15 protein-coding genes are annotated in these 17,031 nt (G+C 65.9%); 2 read left to right on the top strand and 13 right to left on the bottom strand.

Going from position 1 to position 17,031, the window contains the following annotated elements; translation table 11 throughout:
* Positions 1-31 precede the first annotated feature (31 nt).
* A complete protein-coding gene (locus BCO18175_RS32800) occupies positions 32-946 on the top strand; it encodes a LysR family transcriptional regulator (RefSeq protein ID WP_254608213.1) in 915 nt (304 codons plus the stop codon).
* A 225-nt stretch (positions 947-1,171) separates the two neighbouring features.
* Here BCO18175_RS32800 and BCO18175_RS32795 read toward each other — a convergent pair whose 3' ends face one another.
* A complete protein-coding gene (locus tag BCO18175_RS32795; protein ID WP_174987111.1) occupies positions 1,172-1,948 on the bottom strand; it encodes an alpha/beta fold hydrolase in 777 nt (258 codons plus the stop codon).
* Between the two features lie 132 nt (positions 1,949-2,080).
* Between BCO18175_RS32795 and BCO18175_RS32790 the strand changes: the two genes are divergently transcribed.
* Entirely contained in the window at positions 2,081-2,971 is an 891-nt protein-coding gene (locus BCO18175_RS32790) for a LysR family transcriptional regulator (protein ID WP_174987109.1), read from the top strand.
* Between the two features lie 502 nt (positions 2,972-3,473).
* Here the strand turns inward: BCO18175_RS32790 and BCO18175_RS32785 are convergent.
* The 12 genes from BCO18175_RS32785 to BCO18175_RS32730 form a co-directional block, all read right to left on the bottom strand.
* Positions 3,474-5,489 carry a glycoside hydrolase family 3 protein gene (locus BCO18175_RS32785; RefSeq protein WP_174987107.1) on the bottom strand — a complete coding sequence of 672 codons (2,016 nt, stop codon included), beginning with the start codon at positions 5,487-5,489 and terminating at the stop codon, positions 3,474-3,476.
* A gap of 132 nt (positions 5,490-5,621) precedes the next feature.
* Positions 5,622-6,548: a LysR substrate-binding domain-containing protein gene (locus BCO18175_RS32780; protein WP_174987105.1), complete on the bottom strand. Its 927-nt coding sequence runs from the start codon at positions 6,546-6,548 to the stop codon at positions 5,622-5,624.
* A 49-nt stretch (positions 6,549-6,597) separates the two neighbouring features.
* Positions 6,598-7,323: an amino acid ABC transporter ATP-binding protein gene (locus tag BCO18175_RS32775; RefSeq protein WP_174987103.1), complete on the bottom strand. Its 726-nt coding sequence runs from the start codon at positions 7,321-7,323 to the stop codon at positions 6,598-6,600.
* A 38-nt stretch (positions 7,324-7,361) separates the two neighbouring features.
* Complete coding sequence (locus BCO18175_RS32770) at positions 7,362-8,018, bottom strand: amino acid ABC transporter permease (RefSeq protein ID WP_174987101.1); 657 nt, start codon at positions 8,016-8,018, stop codon at positions 7,362-7,364.
* On the bottom strand, positions 8,015-8,779 hold the full coding sequence (locus tag BCO18175_RS32765; protein ID WP_174968740.1) for an amino acid ABC transporter permease: 765 nt from the start codon (positions 8,777-8,779) through the stop codon (positions 8,015-8,017). The genes BCO18175_RS32770 and BCO18175_RS32765 overlap by 4 nt, the downstream gene beginning before the upstream one ends.
* A gap of 43 nt (positions 8,780-8,822) precedes the next feature.
* Positions 8,823-9,647 carry a transporter substrate-binding domain-containing protein gene (locus tag BCO18175_RS32760; RefSeq protein ID WP_174987099.1) on the bottom strand — a complete coding sequence of 275 codons (825 nt, stop codon included), beginning with the start codon at positions 9,645-9,647 and terminating at the stop codon, positions 8,823-8,825.
* Positions 9,648-9,687: 40 nt separating this feature from the next.
* Complete coding sequence (locus BCO18175_RS32755) at positions 9,688-10,758, bottom strand: ABC transporter ATP-binding protein (RefSeq protein ID WP_174987097.1); 1,071 nt, start codon at positions 10,756-10,758, stop codon at positions 9,688-9,690.
* A 40-nt stretch (positions 10,759-10,798) separates the two neighbouring features.
* Positions 10,799-11,641, bottom strand: coding sequence for an ABC transporter permease (locus tag BCO18175_RS32750; protein WP_174987095.1), 843 nt, complete (start codon positions 11,639-11,641; stop codon positions 10,799-10,801).
* Positions 11,638-12,561 (bottom strand): ABC transporter permease, encoded by a 924-nt coding sequence (locus tag BCO18175_RS32745; RefSeq protein WP_438820319.1) that lies wholly within the window; start codon positions 12,559-12,561, stop codon positions 11,638-11,640. The genes BCO18175_RS32750 and BCO18175_RS32745 overlap by 4 nt, the downstream gene beginning before the upstream one ends.
* Positions 12,562-12,565: 4 nt before the next feature.
* Positions 12,566-13,663: an ABC transporter substrate-binding protein gene (locus tag BCO18175_RS32740; protein ID WP_174987093.1), complete on the bottom strand. Its 1,098-nt coding sequence runs from the start codon at positions 13,661-13,663 to the stop codon at positions 12,566-12,568.
* A 149-nt stretch (positions 13,664-13,812) separates the two neighbouring features.
* Positions 13,813-15,285, bottom strand: a complete 1,473-nt coding sequence (locus BCO18175_RS32735) for an aldehyde dehydrogenase family protein (RefSeq protein ID WP_174987091.1) — start codon at positions 15,283-15,285, stop codon at positions 13,813-13,815.
* Positions 15,282-16,976 (bottom strand): 5-guanidino-2-oxopentanoate decarboxylase, encoded by a 1,695-nt coding sequence (locus tag BCO18175_RS32730; protein WP_217483938.1) that lies wholly within the window; start codon positions 16,974-16,976, stop codon positions 15,282-15,284. Before BCO18175_RS32730 ends, BCO18175_RS32735 begins: the two co-directional genes overlap by 4 nt.
* Positions 16,977-17,031 lie beyond the last annotated feature (55 nt).

The raw sequence follows: 17,031 nt of genomic DNA, 5'->3' as shown, positions 1-17,031 counted from the left end.
GGAACGACCGCGTAGTCGACGAAGGTGCATCGTGGCAGCCAGAAAGTTATCGGAAAACTGGGACGACTATCGCTACTTTCTTGCCGTCGCGCAAACCGGAACGCTTTCCGCCGCTGCGGAGCGACTCGGCACGGAGCACACAACGGTGTCCCGAAGAATTCGCGCGCTGGAAACCGTACTGAACAGCCGGCTGTTTCACAAAAGCACGACAGGTTATGTTCTCACGCCGGAAGGGGCGCGTGTACTCGAGGTCGTGCAGGGAATCGAGCGTGCGTTTCATGCGTCGCGCGCGATCGCGGCTGCCGATACCGATGGGGTGGAAGGGATCGTGCGTATCGGCGCCCCTGATGGTTTTGGTTCGATCTTCCTTGCGCCGCGCGTTCATGAGCTGACCGCACTGCACCCGCGTCTGGAGATTGAAATCCTCGCCGCGCCAAGGATCTTCAGCTTGTGGAAGCAGGAAGCGGATATTGCGGTCAGCCTGTCCGGCGCGCAGCATCTCCGGGTGGCGTCACGGCGGCTCACCGATTACCGGATGTTCGTGTACGGTTCCAGAACCTACCTCGATCGTGCGGGACCAATCAACGCAATCCAGGACTTCAGGAAGCATCCCTTTATCGGCTACGTCGAAGAGGGCCTTTTCGCGCCGGAGCTGAACTATCTGCACGTCATGGATGCAGATATTCAGCCACGGATACGGAGCTCGGCACTGTTACCCCAAGTCTTCGCAACCGCGGCCGGACACGGCCTCGGGGTCCTGCCGGCCTATGTTGCCGAGTCGCTTCCGAATCTCGTGGCGGTGCTTCCCGCCGAGTTCAGCCTGACGCGTTCGTTCCACATGCACGTGCATGAGGATCATCGCAAGGCCGCGCATATTCGAGTGGTGGCCAACTTTATCGCGAAGGCGGTCCAGGAAAACGCAGCACTGTTCATGCGAGATGCATAGCCGTGGTGCCTGGCGCGATGGTGAGGCTTCGAGCCACCTCGACTTCGCGGGGGCGTGACATTTCGCGGATTTCCGGGCTGAAGTCGCGACGTCGTTGCTCGTTCGCGGACATCCTCCGCGACCGTGACCGGACATCGCCGGGATCCGGGGATGTCGCGGCGCGGCTGCGGCGATGTCGACGACTGCGCGGCTTCGCGCCTGTCCGTTTTGCCGCCGGAGCGACATTTACTTCGAAACGGCTGCGGTCGCGTCGAGGATCACTTTGGCGATGTCGGACGGCTGCGACAAGTGCGGCGCATGGCTTGCGCGCAGCGTCGTGACATGCGCTGAAATCTTCTTCGCCATGGCAACCTGCAAAGCCGGGTCAAGCATGTGGTCTTGCTCGCTGACCACGTACCAGGACGGCTTCGTTTTCCAGGCCGCGGCCGTCACCTTCTCCTCGAAGTTCTTGCCGCGGGTAGGCGTTTGCGTTGCATACATCAGCCTCGTTTGTTCCGCCGGAACGTCCTGCGCGAGATGCTTTTGCACGCCCTCCAGGCTCAAGGTCAGAAACCCGTCCTTATCCGCAACGATGTGGCTGAAGCCGGACGGAGTCGGGTAGTCCTTCGAAACATCGGCAACCGACTGTCCTTCGGACGGAGCGAATGCAGCTACATAGACGAGGGCTTTGACGTTGTCCCGCTCTCCTGCCTGAGTAATGACCGCACCGCCCCACGAATGAGCCACGAGAACGACCGGGCCCGTTTGCTGGTCGAGAACGCGTTGCGTTGCCTTGACGTCGTCGGCCAGCGAACTCAGCGGATTTTGCACGGCAACGACGTTCAGTCCTTTTTCCTGAAGCAGGGGAATGACCTTGTTCCATGTCGAACCGTCCGCAAACGCCCCATGAACGAGTACGACGGTGGGTTTCTGTACTTCTGCCGCAACGGCGGACGTGGAATTCGAAACGACTGCTGCGCTCCCGAGCGCGGCAGCGACGATCGCTGCCTTTGAGATGGACATCTGATTTCCTTGGAGATGGGTCTGAGGAAGCCGCCGGGCAACATCGCGCCGACAGCGAGATTGCACTTTAGACATGAAACAAATTGAGTACAATTTGCGTATCATTTCCATACTAGAAACAAAATATTTCTAATGGACAGACTGGCATGCATGAAGGTCTTCGTCAGGGCCGTCGAAGCGGGTTCGATCTCGTCAGCCGCCAACGAAATGAATATGTCGCCGCAACTGGCCGGCAAACAGATACGCGCGCTGGAAGAAGGGCTGGGTATCAAACTGCTGAGTAGAACGACACGCCGGCAAAGCCTTACCGACAGTGGCCAGCTGTTTTACGAGCGTGCGAAAAGCATCCTCGCCGAGATGGAAGCGGCCGAGGCGCTCATGGCGGAAACGCGATCGGAACCGAGAGGCAGGCTGCGCATCAGCGCGCCCATCACCTTCGGGAGTCATGGGCTCGCGCCCGAGATTCCCGAATACCTCCGACAACATCCGGAGGTTTCGGTGGACCTCAACCTTTCCAATCGCACGGTCGACCTGGTGGAAGAAGGTTTCGATGTCGTCTTCCGAACGGGCGATCTTCCCGACAGCAGCTTGATTGCGAGGCGCCTGGGTTGGTATCGCCTGGTGCTCTGTGCGGCACCCGATTACATCAGGTCTGCGGAAAAGATACGCAGTCCGGAGGATCTTGCGAAGCACGAATGTCTCGTGTTCTCGCACACTGCGCTGCGTACCCAGTGGACCTTCGACGGCCCGGATGGGCGGGTGTCCGTGCCGATCAAAGGCCGCTTCTCCACCAATAGCGGAGAAGCGCTGCGCTCGACGGCAGTCGCAGGCATGGGCGTCCTGCTGCAGCCGTATGAACTGGTGGAGGACGAAATTGCGGCAGGACGACTGGTACGGCTTCTGCCCGAGTACGAGCCGCCGGCTCGTGCGCTGCATGCGCTGTACGCATCAGACCGGCAGATGACGCCGAAGCTGCGGAGCTTTCTGGAGTTTGCAGTCCAACGGTTCGGCGAGAGGCGGTAGCCGCAAGGACTGCATGGCCGTGTTCGAGTTGGGGCTGCCTTTTTATCCACAGCAGAGGATTTGTGGCGAGGCACTGCGGCGTAGCAGGCCTTGAAATCTCGCGGACTTTCGCCAGCGCTCACTGTTTCCGCTACTTGGTGTCCATTTAGTGATTGTGCTGGCGGACGAAAATCATCCTCGAAGCGGCAGATCGAAGGGGCGTGCCGATATTGGCTCCCGGTATGCGGGGCAACCTTGGTTAAATGAAATGTGATGGTTGGCGGCGTGGTCAACTATCCGTGGCAGTAGCGCGGCGCTTTCCAACGCCGCGCTGAACGCCGAGTTACAGTGTGGATCGATCTCTGTCGTCGTAGCGACGGGCGCAGCGCCTTCGAGCGGCTACGAGCTGTCGCGAAACCGTGATGTCGTATCGAAGGTCGATCGGGCGTTGTGCGTGCGCCAGTCGTCGAGGGGGTCGATGCCGGCCACACTCAGCAAGCCGGCATCGACAACGCATCAAACGTCAATACGTCAAACCGTATCCAAACGGATACAACGGATGCGCGGTATCGTGCGGCACGTCTTCCCGCTGCGCCGCGACTTCCGCCATCGACGACGGCAACTCGAACGGCAGCTTCCCTTGCGGTTGACCTTTCCCCGTCAGCACGTCGAACAACGCGGCATCGGTCACGCCGAAGTTGGCGAGGATCGCGGTGGCCTTGTCCTGAACGTTGGTCAGGATCGCGGGGCGATCCATGTACACGGAGACGATCGACTTCGGCGCAAGCGCGGCCTGCTTGATTGCCTCGTAGTCCGCACTGCCGTCGACGAACGCGAGACTGCCTTCATGCTGCATCGAGCCGAACATGTAGTTCGGGTGCAGCGTTTGATAGGGCGTGCTCACGCGGAGAATTGCAACGTCCGCGGCTTGCGGCGTATCGACGACCTGATACCCATATTGGCGTGCGACCGCGGGATCGATGCCGTACAGCCAGGCTTTCTTGCCGGACGCCCTCATCGGCAGCAGCTTGCCGTTGTTTTGCAGCAGCACCATCGAGCGGCGCTGCGCATCGAGTGCCTGGGCCTGGAAGTCGGCGTTTCCGACGATCTTGCCGGCTGCGTCCGCATCGACATACGGATGGTCGAACAAGCCTTGCTGGAATTTCTGCAGCAGGACGCGATAGGCGGATTCAGACAAACGGTCTTCCGACAGCTGCCCGCGGTTGACGGCGTCGATGAGGTCGCTCGGATCGTCGTCTCCGCCGAACTGGTCGATGCCGGCGGTGACCGCCCGCGCGAAACGCTGCACGCGGGTCGCGCCTTCCATCCCCCAGGGCATGCCCAGTCCGACGAACGACGGGGACCCTGACGACACGCCGTTGATGCAATTCGCGTCGCAGTCGTCGGCGATCAGCCAGTCGGACACGATCACGCCCTTGAAGCCGTATTTCCCGCGCAGCAGGTCGGTCAGCAACGCCTTGTCGTAAGCGCCGCCGACGGGCTCCAGCGTGATGCCGTCGACCGTTACCGTCATGTCCGGTTCGGAATAGGTCGGCATGACCGAGCCGACGTTGGCGGCGAACGCGCCTTCGAACGGCTTCAGGTGATACGCAAAGTTGTTGCCCGGGTAGGTCGCGTAGCGGCCGTAGTAATTGTGGCTGTCGAAGCCGAGTTTCTGCGCGCCATATCCGGCCCAGTGCTTGACGACGGCGATGACGCTATTGGCCTGAATGCCGTTGCTGCCGCCCTGGAAGCCTTCGATATAGGCCTGAACCTGCGTGCGCGCGAGATCGGCGTCTTCGCCGAAGGTGCCGTTGATGCGTGACCAGCGCGGCTCGGTCGCCAGGTCGGCTTGCGGCGACAGCGCTTCGGTCATGCCGACCGCGCGATACTCCTGGCGCGCGATATCGCCGAATTTTCGCGTGAGTGCCGCGTCGCCGATCGCGGCGAAACCGAGCGTTTCAGGCCACTGCGAGAAACCGCTGCCGCCTGCGCTTGCGCCGAGCGTGTACTGGAAATGGTTGCGCGGGTCGGAACTGATCGACACCGGGATGCCGAGCCGCGACTGCTCCGCCAGCGTCTGAATCTGGTTGGCCTGGTCGGCCATGGTGTGCGCATCGGCACTCATGCGCGTGATATAGGTGTTGACACCCCGCTCATTGATGAGCGTCTTGAGCGCTGCCAGATCGTAAGCGGAGCCGGTGCCTGAACCGGTCGTGTCGTTCAGCACCGGCGCGGTGCCGTGCATCATCAGGCCTGCTTTCTCGGCCAGCGTGAGGCGGCCGACCAGGTCCCGTGCCCGCACTTCGGCACTCAGTCGCCAGTCTTCGTACGGCTCGAGCTGACCGCTCTTGTTCATGTCCTTGAACTTCAGGCCGTCCTTGGCGATCAGGTTCAACGTCGTATAGCCGAAGTCCTGTTGCGTGACAGGCGTGGAAGGCGAGTCGACGCCGCCGCAGGCAAACAGCCCCAGGGTGAGCGCGGTGCCCGACGCGGTCAATGCCGACCGGCGCATGGCGGATCTCGTGAAGCGTTGCATTTACGTCTCCTGAATCGGTTGTTTTAGGCGCGGCCGTGATGCATTACAAATAGCCGCTGGCCACTTTACCGATCTGTTTCAGGGGACGTTTTGCCGCCGGGTGCAGTTTTTGCCCCGATGGAGCACGATGTGTCAGGCAATGCGGGGCGTCGGGATTTCAAGGCCGGCAGGTGCGCCACCCGACGCGCCCTTGCGTTCGTCCGAGATCCAGCCGCCGAACAGCTGGATCTTCTGCTGCTGTTCGGCCCCGTCCGGATACACGAAGTAATAGCCCATCCCCGTCGGCAACGAGATGTCGAACGGCATCACCAGCCGGTGCGCCGCCACGCTTTCGTCCGCGAGCGTCCGGTCGCCGATCGCGACGCCGTAGCCGTCGATCGCCGCATGCGTCGCGAGATCCAGCGTTTCGAAGCTCAAGCCGCGCGTCGAGTCGACGTGCGGTGCGCCCGCATGGTCGAGCCACCGCTTCCAGTCCCGGTGATCGCGGGTCGGATGCAGCAACGTGTGACCGGCCAGGTCGTCGAGACTCGCGAGCGGCTGCCGGTCCGGCAGGCTCGGGGCGCAGACCGGCGTCAGTCGTTCTTCGAACAACGGGATCGCATGCATGTCGGGGCCGGCGCCGGCCGCGTAGATCACCGCGGCGTCGAACGGCTCCATGCGGAAGTCGACCTGATGATCCCAGGTGGTGGTGATCTGCACCTGGAGTTCGGGATGCTCGGCCTGGAACCGCATGATGCGCGGCAGCATCCACTGCATCATGCAGGTCGGCACCTTCAGGGCGAGTTCGGTACGCCTGCGCGAGAGGTGCATCGATACCTCCTCGATGCGCGCGAAGCTTTCGCGCACGGTCGGCAACAGGAGTTCACCTTCGGCCGTCAGCGTCAGCCCCTTGGGCGTGCGCTTGAACAGCGCGAACTGATAGAAGCTCTCGAGCGCGAGGATCTGCCGGCTCACGGCCCCCTGGGTCAGGCACAGGTGCTCGGCGGCGCGCGTGAAGCTGCCGTGACGGGCAACGATGTCGAAGACCTGCAGCGCGTTGAGGGAAGGAAGTCGTTTCATCGGGAGAGTCGGGGTGGAACGGGCGCGTGACGGCGCGCCGCGGTATCGCTCAGTGCAGGATCTTCGCGAGGAAATCCTTCGCGCGTTCCGATTTCGGATTCGAGAAGAAATCGTCCTTGCGGTCGTCCTCGACGATCGCGCCCTTGTCCATGAAGATCACGCGATGGGCGACCTTCTTCGCGAAGCCCATCTCGTGCGTGACGACCATCATCGTCATCCCTTCCTGCGCGAGTTCGACCATCACGTCGAGCACTTCGTTGATCATCTCGGGGTCGAGCGCGGACGTCGGCTCGTCGAACAGCATCGCGATCGGATCCATCGACAGCGCGCGCGCAATCGCGACACGCTGCTGCTGGCCGCCCGACAGCTGGCCCGGGAACTTGTGCGCATGCGCCTTCAGGCCGACGCGGTCGAGCAGCTTCAGGCCCTTCTCGTTCGCCTCGTCCTTGCCGCGGCCGAGCACCTTGACCTGCGCGAGCGTCAGGTTCTCGGTGATCGACAGGTGCGGGAACAGCTCGAAATGCTGGAACACCATCCCGACCTTCGAGCGCAGCTTCGACAGGTTCGTCTTCCTGTCGCCGACCGACTGGCCGTTCACGAGGATTCCGCCCTGCTGGAACGGCTCGAGGCCGTTCACGGTCTTGATCAGCGTCGACTTGCCCGAGCCCGACGGGCCGCACACGACGACCACTTCGCCTTTCTTGACCTCGGTCGTGCAGTCGGTGAGGACCTGAAACTGGCCGTACCACTTCGAAACGTTGCTGATGGAAATCATGGGAATCCCTGGATCGTAATGACGCGCGCGGCGCCGGTTCAGCGTGCCTTCGCGACGCGATAGCGACGTTCGAGCACGCGGGCATACCACGTCAGCGGGAAGCACATCGCGAAGTAGAGCAGTGCGACCATCGCGTAGATCGGAAACGGCTTGAATACGGCGTTGGTGATGATGTTGCCCGTCTTGGTCAGCTCGGTCAGCCCGATGATCGACGTCAGCGCGGTGCTCTTCACCGCCTGCACGAGGAAGCCGACGGTCGGCGGCAGCGCGATCTTCCATGCCTGCGGCCACACCACATAGCGCAATTGCTGGGTCCACGTCATGCCGAGGCTGGCCGCCGCGTTCCACTGGCCGCGCGGTACCGCGTCGACGCAGCCGCGCCAGATGTCGGTCAGGTACGCGCTCGCGTTCAGCGTCAGCACGACCGACGCGGCAACCCATGGCGTCACGTCGATGCCGACGAGCGGCAGTCCGAAGAAGCCGAGGAACAGCTGCATCAGCAGCGGCGTGCCCTGAAACAGCTCGACGTACAGGATCACGAAGCGGCGCAGCGCGACCGACGCCGAGATGCGCATCGCCAGCAGCGCGAACCCGGCGGCGCTGCCGCCGACGAACGTGATCAGCGACAGCAGCACGGTCCAGCGCGCGGCGAGCAGCAGGTTCCACGCAATGTCCTGGAAGGTGAATTCGATCATCGTGCACGCTCCGTGGGAAGGCGGGTGTCGGGAGAGCGGGCGCGCCACGTGAAGCGCGCAAACCGGGTGCGCGGCGGCGTGGCTGCCGCGCCGCGCTGCGTGCGGCCCGAGAACAGCCGCCGGCCGACGCGATTGAGCAGCATGCGCAGCGCGATCGACAGCAACAGGTAGATCGCGGTCACGACGATGTAGATCTCGAACGCACGGAAATTGCGCGACTGGATGAAGTTTGCCGCATACGTCAGGTCGGGTACCGAGATCTGCGAGACGACCGCAGAGCCGAGCATCACGATCAGCACCTGCCCGAGCAGCGCGGGATACACGTTCGCGAGCGCCTGCGGCAGCACGACGTGACCGAACACCTGCCGGCCGTGCAGCCCGAGCGCGCGCGCGGCCTGCACTTGCCCGTGCGGCACCGATTCGATGCCGGCGCGCAGGATCTCGACCGCGTACGCGCCGAGGTTGACCGTCATCGCCAGCACGGCTGCCTGTGCTTCGTCGATGTGCACACCGATCCCGGGCAGTCCGAAGAAGATGAAGAACAGCTGGACCAGGAACGGCGTATTGCGGATCAGCTCGACGTAGGCCGCGACGAGCGCGCGCGCCCACCGCGGCCCGGCGAGCGCGACCCACGCGCCGGCGGTGCCGATCAGGCCGCCCAGCACGGTGGAGGCCGCGGTGAGGCCGAGCGTCACGCCGATGCCGCGCGCGAGCATGCCGGCGTACAGGCCGAAATCGCTGAAGTCGAACACGTAGGTCATCGCGATGCCTTTCGTCGTGAATGCGGGGCGGGGGCGGTGCGCATTACAGGTCGGCCGGCAGTGCCGCGTGCAGCCACTTCTGCGACAACGTATTCAGCGTGCCGCTCTTCCGGGCGCCGGCGATCGCGTCGTTGACCTTCTGCATCAGGCGCGGCTCGTTCTTGTTCAGGCCGACGTGATCGGGCGAGCTGAACAGCGAGAACTTCTGCTCCGGGTCGATCGACGGATGGCGCGCGATGATCGTCGCGCCGACGTCGTTGCCGACCACGAGCAACTGCGCCTGTCCCGACAGGAACGCGGCGATCGCGCCGTTCGGGTCGTCGAAGCGCTTGATCGTCGCGGTCGGCGGCGCGACCTTGCTGACGCTCAGGTCCTCGAGCGTGCCGCGCGCGACAGCGACCGACTTGCCGGCGAGATCGGCGTTGCCCTTCACGGCCAGCGACTTCGGGCCGAACACGGCGAGGTAGTACGGTGCATACGCGTTCGAGAAGTCGATCACCTTCGTGCGTTCCGGCGTCTGTCCGACCGACAGCAGCATGTCGGTCTTGCGGTCGGCGAGATAGGCCATCCGGTTGTCGCCGGTGACCTGCACGAGTTCGACTTTCGCGTTGAGCGCCTTGCCGATCAGGTTCGCCATGTCGATGTCGTAGCCTTGCGGCTTCATGTCGGGGCCGATCGAGCCGAACGGCGGGTAATCCTCGAACACGCCGATGCGTACGACGCCCGATTTCGCGATCGTGTCGAGTGCATCGGCATGCGCGAGCGGCGCGAACGCGGCCAGGGCCGCGGTGCCGGCACAGGCGCAGAGGAGGGCGGTACGGGCGAGCAGGCGCTGCACGTGGCGGGTGGCTTGGGACGTTGCGTTCATGGTGAGATCCTCGTTGCTGCGCTGGAGAAAGGAACAGACATCAGGCGCCGCGGGCGGCGATGAGCTTGCAGGCATGGGCGGGTAGTTCCGCGAGTACCGGCATGCCGACATGGAGGTCGGGCGTCTCGCGCGGCGTCGTCGCGGCCGTCAGCGTGAAGCCCTGGCAGTCGATCGTCGCTTCGATCGACGCGCCGACGTCGCGCACGAACGTGATCGTGCCGGCCAGCGTATTCGGTGCCGAAGCCGGTTGGCCCGGACGCACGCAGATATCCTCGGGACGAATCAGCAGGCGCACGTCGTCGGTCGCGCGTGGCGTGTCCGGCGCGCGCCGGATCGCGAGACGCTGCCCGCCCGGCAGGACGATGGCGTCGTCGCCGTCGCACGCGATCGGCAGGATGTTGCCGAGGCCGATGAAATCGGCGACGAATTCGTTGACCGGATCGCGATAGATGTCGAGCGGCCGGCCGACCTGCTGGATCCGGCCTTGCTCCATCACGACGATCTCGTCGGCCATCGTCATCGCTTCGCGCTGGTCGTGCGTGACCATGATCGTCGTGATGCCGAGCCGTTGCTGGAGCAGCCGGATCTCGACCTGCATCGCCTCGCGCAGCTTCGCGTCGAGTGCCGACAACGGCTCGTCGAGCAGCAGCAGGCGCGGTGACGATGCGATTGCACGCGCAATCGCGACACGCTGGCGCTGCCCGCCCGACAGTTGCGTGACGAGCCGGTCGGCCATGTGCGGCAGCTGGATCAGCTCCAGCAGCTCGGCCACGCGCCGTGCCTGCGCGGCCTTGTCCGTCTTGCGCAGCCGCAGCGGATACGCGATGTTCTGCGCGACCGTCATGTGCGGAAACAGCGCGAGCGACTGGAACACCATGCCGAAGTCGCGCCGGTTGGCGGGCACGTGCGTGAGGTCGCGGCCGGCGAACGTCAGCGTGCCGGAGGTCGGCGTTTCGAGGCCGGCGATGATCCGCATCAGCGTGGTCTTGCCGCAGCCGGACGGGCCGAGAAAGCAGACGAGTTTGCCGTCCGGTACCGACAGATCGACGTGATCGACCGCATACGCCTGATGGAAGCGCTTCGTCACGTTCTGGAGGATGAGCTGGTTCATGAGGGTTCCTTGCACGGGCGAGGGCGGGGCAGCGTGCGCGTCAGAGCGCGACACCCTTGTCGCCGACGAGTTTTTCGAGCATCCAGATCAGCGCGAAATCGATCGCGACGGTGAACACGGCGAAGCAGAACACGGTCGGGTCGAGCGACGAGACGGTGCGGCTGTAGAGCCAGACCGGCAGGGTCATCGTGTCGATGCTGTACAGGAAGAACGTCACCGTGAATTCGTTGAACGACACGATGAAGGCGAACAGCATCCCCGCGAGGATGCCGGGCCGCATCAGCGGCAGCACGACGTCGACGAGCGCGCGGCGCGGGCTCGCGCCCATCAGGCACGCGGCTTCCTCGAAGTCGGGGCCGATCGACGCGACCGAGGCCGCGCAGTTCTTCACCGTGAACGGCAGCGTCAGGATCACGTGCGCGACGACGAGCCGCACGATGCCGAGCTCGACCGGCAGCGCGTTGAACACGATCAGCAGCGCGAGGCCGAGCATCACGAGCGGGTAGACGATCGGCAACGCGACGAGCTGCTCGACGAGCGTCTTGCCGCGGAAGCGGTAGCGGGACAGCGCGTATGCCGCGGGTACCGACACGGCGGTCGCGATCAGCATCGTCGCGACCGCGACGACGAGGCTCGTCGTCAACGCGGCGCCCATCGACTGGGCACTACCCGCATCGGACGACACGAACGTCTGCCACGCAGTGCGATACCAGTGCAGGCTGAATTCGCGCGGGGGGAATTCGAGCGTGCCCGATGCGCCGAACGACATCGTGATCATCGTCAGGATCGGCAGCGCCGCGAGCAACAGCACGAGCGTCGCGAGCGCGCCGGTCACGCGTCCGAGGCGGCCGGGCATCGGCGCGCGCAGGAGCAGGGCATTCATCGGTTCACCTCGTCGGCACGTTGCAGGGTGCGCACGAGGCGCTGCGACACTGCCATCACGACGAGCGTCGCACCCATCAGCACGACGCCGGATGCCGACGCGGCGGGCCAGTTGAGCAGCGGTGCGACCTGGTCGTGCACGAGCACCGCAAGCATCGGCACGCGCCGGCCGCCGAGCAGCAGTGGCACCGCGAATGCGCTGGCGTTGTACGCGAACACGAGCAGCGCGCCGGAGACGAGGCCGGGCATCGCGAGCGGCAAGGTCACGTGCCGTAGCGTCTGCCAGCGGCTCGCGCCGAGCGTCGCGGCGGCTTCGTCGTACGCGCGGGACACCGCGCGCAGCGCGCTCGACAGCGGCAGCACGGCGAGCGGAAACGCGGTCTGGATCAGTCCGAGCAGCACGCCGTGCTCGCGGTACAGCAACTGCAGCGGCCGCCCGATCACGCCGGTGGCCAGCAGCGCGCGGTTGAGCAACCCGGCCGGGCCGAGCATCACGAGCCAGCCATAGCCTTGCAGCAGCAGGTTCACGAGCAGCGGCAACAGGACACCGGCGAGCAGCAACCGGCGCGCGAGCCGCGATTCGGTCCGTGCCATCGCGAGCGCCACCGGGATCGCGAGCAGCACCGCGCACACCATGCTCTGGAACGCGAGGCGCAGCGTGAGCCACAGCGACTTCGTGAAGTACGGGTCCGCGAGATCGAGGTAGTTCTGCAGCGTGAAGGTCCGCCATTCGTCGCCGGACACGCCGACGCTCATGCGCAATACCGTGACGGTCGCGGCGGCGAGCACCGCGAGGAACGCGAGGATGGGCGCGAGCAGCAGCCAGGGCGGCACGCCGGGCAGCGCGGGCGCATCGGCACCCGCGCCGGCCGCGCCTGCGACGGCCGGCCCTGCATCGTGGGGTGAGGACAGGGAGGCCATGTCGTTATGCCGAGAAGAGGCCGGTGTAGCGCTTGATCCATGCCGGCTGGACGGCCGCGAGCGCCTTGTCGTCATGCAGCACGGCTTTCTCCGCGATCTGCTGCGGCGACGGCACGAACGCGCGGCTTTCCGCCGGAATCACGGCCTTGCCGTTCACGGGGCCGTTCAGGACGTCGGCCGCCATCCGGCCTTGTACGCCCGCGTCGAGCGAATGATTGATGAACGCGTGGATCAGGTCGAGGTCGCCCGGGTGTGCCTTCGGAATCACGGTGAACATCAGCTGCGTCGCGAAGCCTTCCTTCATCCCGTACGTCACGCCCATCTTGTAGTCGGGCTTGCGGATCTGGTCCGGGAAGAACGCGGGCGAATAGATGCCGCCGATGTCGAGCGAGCCCGTGCGGAACAGGTCGGCGATCTGGTTCGGGTTTTCGCCGAGGGTCATCACGCGATCCTTCAGTTGCGCGAGCTTCCTGAATCCCGGATCGATGTTCTGCTGCGACCCGCCGGCCAGCTTCGCCGCGATGATCGCGAGGTCGACCGCTTCGGCCCACTCGGGCGGCGGCAGGAACAGGCGGCCCGCATACTTCGGATCCCACAGGGCCTCGTAGCTCGACGGTGCGCTCTTCACGGTCGCCGTGTTGTAGATCAGCCCGTCGGACCACAGCAGGTAGCCGATGCCGAAGCCGTTCGCGCCGGTGCGGTATTGCGGCGCGACGTCCTTCAGGTTCGGCAGCCGGTTCAGGTCGGGTTTCGCGAGCAGGCCGGCGTCCGCGAGACCGGCCGCACCGACGCCGGCGAGCGTGATGACGTCGTAGGTCGGCCGCTCGCCCGCGGCCTTGACCTTCGCGACCATCCCCGACGTGCCGTCCGCGCGATCGGCGATCACGCGTGCGCCGGTCTGCTTGCTGAAGCTCTCCGCGATGTTGCGCAGCGCGGCCGCGCCGGTATCGTCGGACCACGTGAGCAGGCGCAGCGTCTTGCCCGCGAAGCTGGTCGTCTGTGCCTTCGCAGTACTGATGAATGGCATCGGAAGGGCGGATGCAGCGAGTGCCGTGCCGAGGGTTTTGATCACCTGCCTTCTTCCCGCCTTGAAGTGTTGCATGGCCGTCTCCTGATGAACGATGCCGTGTGGTCCGATGCCGGTCGCCGAACTGCGGCGCGGGGTGTGGATGAACTGTAGGGAGGTCAAATTTCCGCAACAAACGAAATATCCGCATGCGCGGCATGACATAAACGCATGGCCCGGCGACCTCAGCCGGCCGGCATCATGACCTGCTTGATCTCCTGGAACGCGGCGAGCCCGAACGGGCCCAGCTCGCGTCCGATGCTGCTGCGCTTGTAGCCGCCCCATGAGGTTTGCGGATAGATCAGTTGCGGCGTGTTGATCCACACGACGCCCGCCTCGAGCGCGCCGGCCACCCGCCTGGCGCGCGCCGTGTCGCGCGTGACGACGGTTGCGACGAGCCCGTATTCGGTGTCGTTCGCGGCCGCGATCGCATCCTCCTCGGTGTCGAATGCGCGGACGCACAGCACGGGTCCGAAGATTTCTTCACACCATAGTGCGCTGTCGGCCGGCACGTCGGCGAACAGCGCGGGACGGATGAAGTAGCCGGGGCCGTCGAGCGCATTGCCGCCCGTCACGAGCCGCGCGCCGTCGGCCCGGCCCTGTGCGATGTGGCGCTGCACGCGCTCGTATTGCGCGCGATTCGTCAACGGGCCCATTTGCACGCCGGGGGCGAACGGCGGGCCGACGACGATCGCGTCGATGCGCTGCGCGAGGCGCGCGATCAGGTCGCCGGCAAGCGGCGCGGCGACGAGCACGCGCGAGGTCGCAGAACACATCTGCCCGGCGTTGAACAGGCCGCCGCCCGTGACGAGTTCGACCGCGTGATCGAGATCGGCGTCGTCGAACACGACAATCGACGATTTGCCGCCGAGTTCGAGGCCGACGCCCTTGATGGTGTCCGCAGCCGTCTTCATGACCTGCGCACCGACCGCGGTGCTGCCGGTAAACGACACCTTCGCGACGAGCGGATGCGCGCACAGGCGGGCGCCGACGTCGTGGCCGGTGCCGGTCACGACGTTCAGCACGCCGGGCGGCAGCCCCGCTTCGGCGGCGATCGCTGCGAGTTCGAGCTCGGGCAGCGGCGTGATCTCGGACGGCTTCAGCACGACGGTGCAGCCGGCCGCGAGTGCGGGTGCGAGCTTCCATGCCGTCGTCACCATCGGGAAATTCCACGGCACGATCAGCGCGGCGACGCCGGCCGGCTCGCGCCGGATCCACGCGCGATGGTCTGCGTCGGGCAGCGCGATCTCGGTTTCGCCGTCGGTGTCGAGGCGCTCCGCGAGGCTCGCGTAGTAGTCGAAGGTGGCGATCACGTCCGCGACGTCGATCTCGGCTTCGGCGAACGGCTTGCCGTTGTTGAGCGACTGCAGCGTGGCGAGCCGCGTGCGACGTGCGTCGACGCCGCGCGCGATCGCGCGGAGCAGCGCCGCACGCGTGGCGCCCGTCGTGCGTTTCCAGCCGGGAAACGCGCGCGACGCGGCTTGCACGGCGTGCTCGACGTCTGCCTCGCCCCCTGCGCTGACGTGGGCGAGAACGGCTTCCGTCGACGGATCGACGACGGGCAACGTCGCGCCGTCGACGCTCGCACGCCAGGTACCGTCGATGAAGTGGCGCGTGTGTAGCGGCGGATCGAACGCGAGATCGGGTGTCGTGCTCATCGCTGCACCTGTCCGAACCAGGTTGCCTCGTCGATTTCGATCACGGTCGGGATCGTGCGCGCCGCGGCATCGCGTAGCGCGGCGGCCAGCGCGCCGGGTGTCGCGGCCGTGTGCGCCGCGCAGCCGAAGCCGCGTGCGAGCGCCTGGAAATCGGGCGTATACGGATCGACGCCGACCGGCGTGATGTCGCGCGCAACCATGTATTTGCGGATCTCGCCGTAGCCGCGATTGTTCCAGACGATCACGATCACCGGCAGCCGTGCCTCGACCGCGCTCGCGAGCTCCGGCAACGTGAACTGCAGGCCGCCGTCGCCGATCAGGCACACGACCGGGCGCGCGGGCACGGCGAGCTTGGCACCGATCGCGGCGGGCAGCCCGTAGCCGAGCGTGCCGTAGCCGGTCGACGAGTTGAACCAGCTGCGCGGCGCCGGCGCATCGTGGGTGAAATTGCCGACGTAGACGGGGCTCGTCGAATCGCCGGCGATGATCGCGCCGGGCAGCGTGGCGACGATCGTGTCGATCAGCAGCGCCTGCGACTGCGCGGCGCTGTCATGCGTGGATGCGATCGCGGCGCGCACGGCGGCCACGCGCAGCGCGCCCCAGTCGGCGTCGGGTGTCGGGGCCGGCGTTTCGTGCAGGCGGGTCGACAGCGCGCCGAGCGCCAGCTGTGCATCCCCGGCGATGGCGATCTCGGCGCGGGCATTGCGCATCAGCTGCTGCGCGTCGATGTCGATGCGGATCAGGCGGCCGTCGATCGCGAAGCCGCCGTCGAACGTGACGTCGTAATCGGTTTCGCCCAGTTCGGTGCCGACGGCGAGCACCACGTCGGCATCGCGGATCGCCGCGCGGGTGGCCGGCAGCGACTGGGTCGAGCCGATCAGCAACGGGTGGCCGGCCGGCAGCAGGCCTTTCGCGTTGATCGTCAGCGCGACGGGCGCGTGCAGTCGTTCGGCGAGCTCGCGCAATTCCGCCGCCGCGTGGATGGCGCCGCCGCCTGCCAGGATCAGCGGCCGGCGCGCGTGCGCGAGCAGGTCGGCGGCGGCGGCGAGCGCATTCGCATCCGGCGCAGGCCGCGCAGGCAGCGCGGGCGGGGCGTCGGACAGCGCGGGCGCCGGCATCACGATCACGTCGAGCGGAATCTCGATATGCACGGGCCGCGGCCGCGCGCTGGCGAAGACCGCGAATGCGCGCGCGAGGACCTGCGGCAGGTCGGCCGCGTCGAGCAGCGTGTGCGAGAACGCGGTGAGGCCCGCGAACACGTCGCGCTGGGACGGCAGCTCGTGCAGGCGGCCGTCGCCGCTGCCGAGCTCGCGTCGTGCGTTGACGCTCGAGATCACCAGCATCGGGATCGAATCCGCATAGGCCTGTGCCATTGCGGTCGCGATATTGGTCATCCCCGGCCCGGTGATGATGAAGCAGACGCCCGGCCGGCCCGTGACGCGCGCATAGCCGTCGGCCATGAAGCCGGCTCCCTGTTCGTGGCGCGGCGTCACATGGCGGATCGACGATGCGGCGAGGCCGCGATAGAGCTCGACGGTATGCACGCCGGGAATGCCGAACACGCATTCGACACCCTGGCGTTCGAGGAGGTCGACGAGCGCTTCGCCGCAGGTGCGGGGGCGGGCATGGCCGGGCGCCGCCGCGGCCTTGCGGGCCCCGGCGATGGAGGAGACGGTGGCTGAATGGTTCATGGATCGTGTTGTGCCGATTGGGAGGGTGAGTGGCCCGAACCGCAAACGAGGGGGC

It is taken from the genome of Burkholderia lata (assembly GCF_902499335.1).
GTDB lineage: Bacteria > Pseudomonadota > Gammaproteobacteria > Burkholderiales > Burkholderiaceae > Burkholderia > Burkholderia lata_B.
This window is presented reverse-complemented; position numbering and strand designations above follow the sequence as displayed.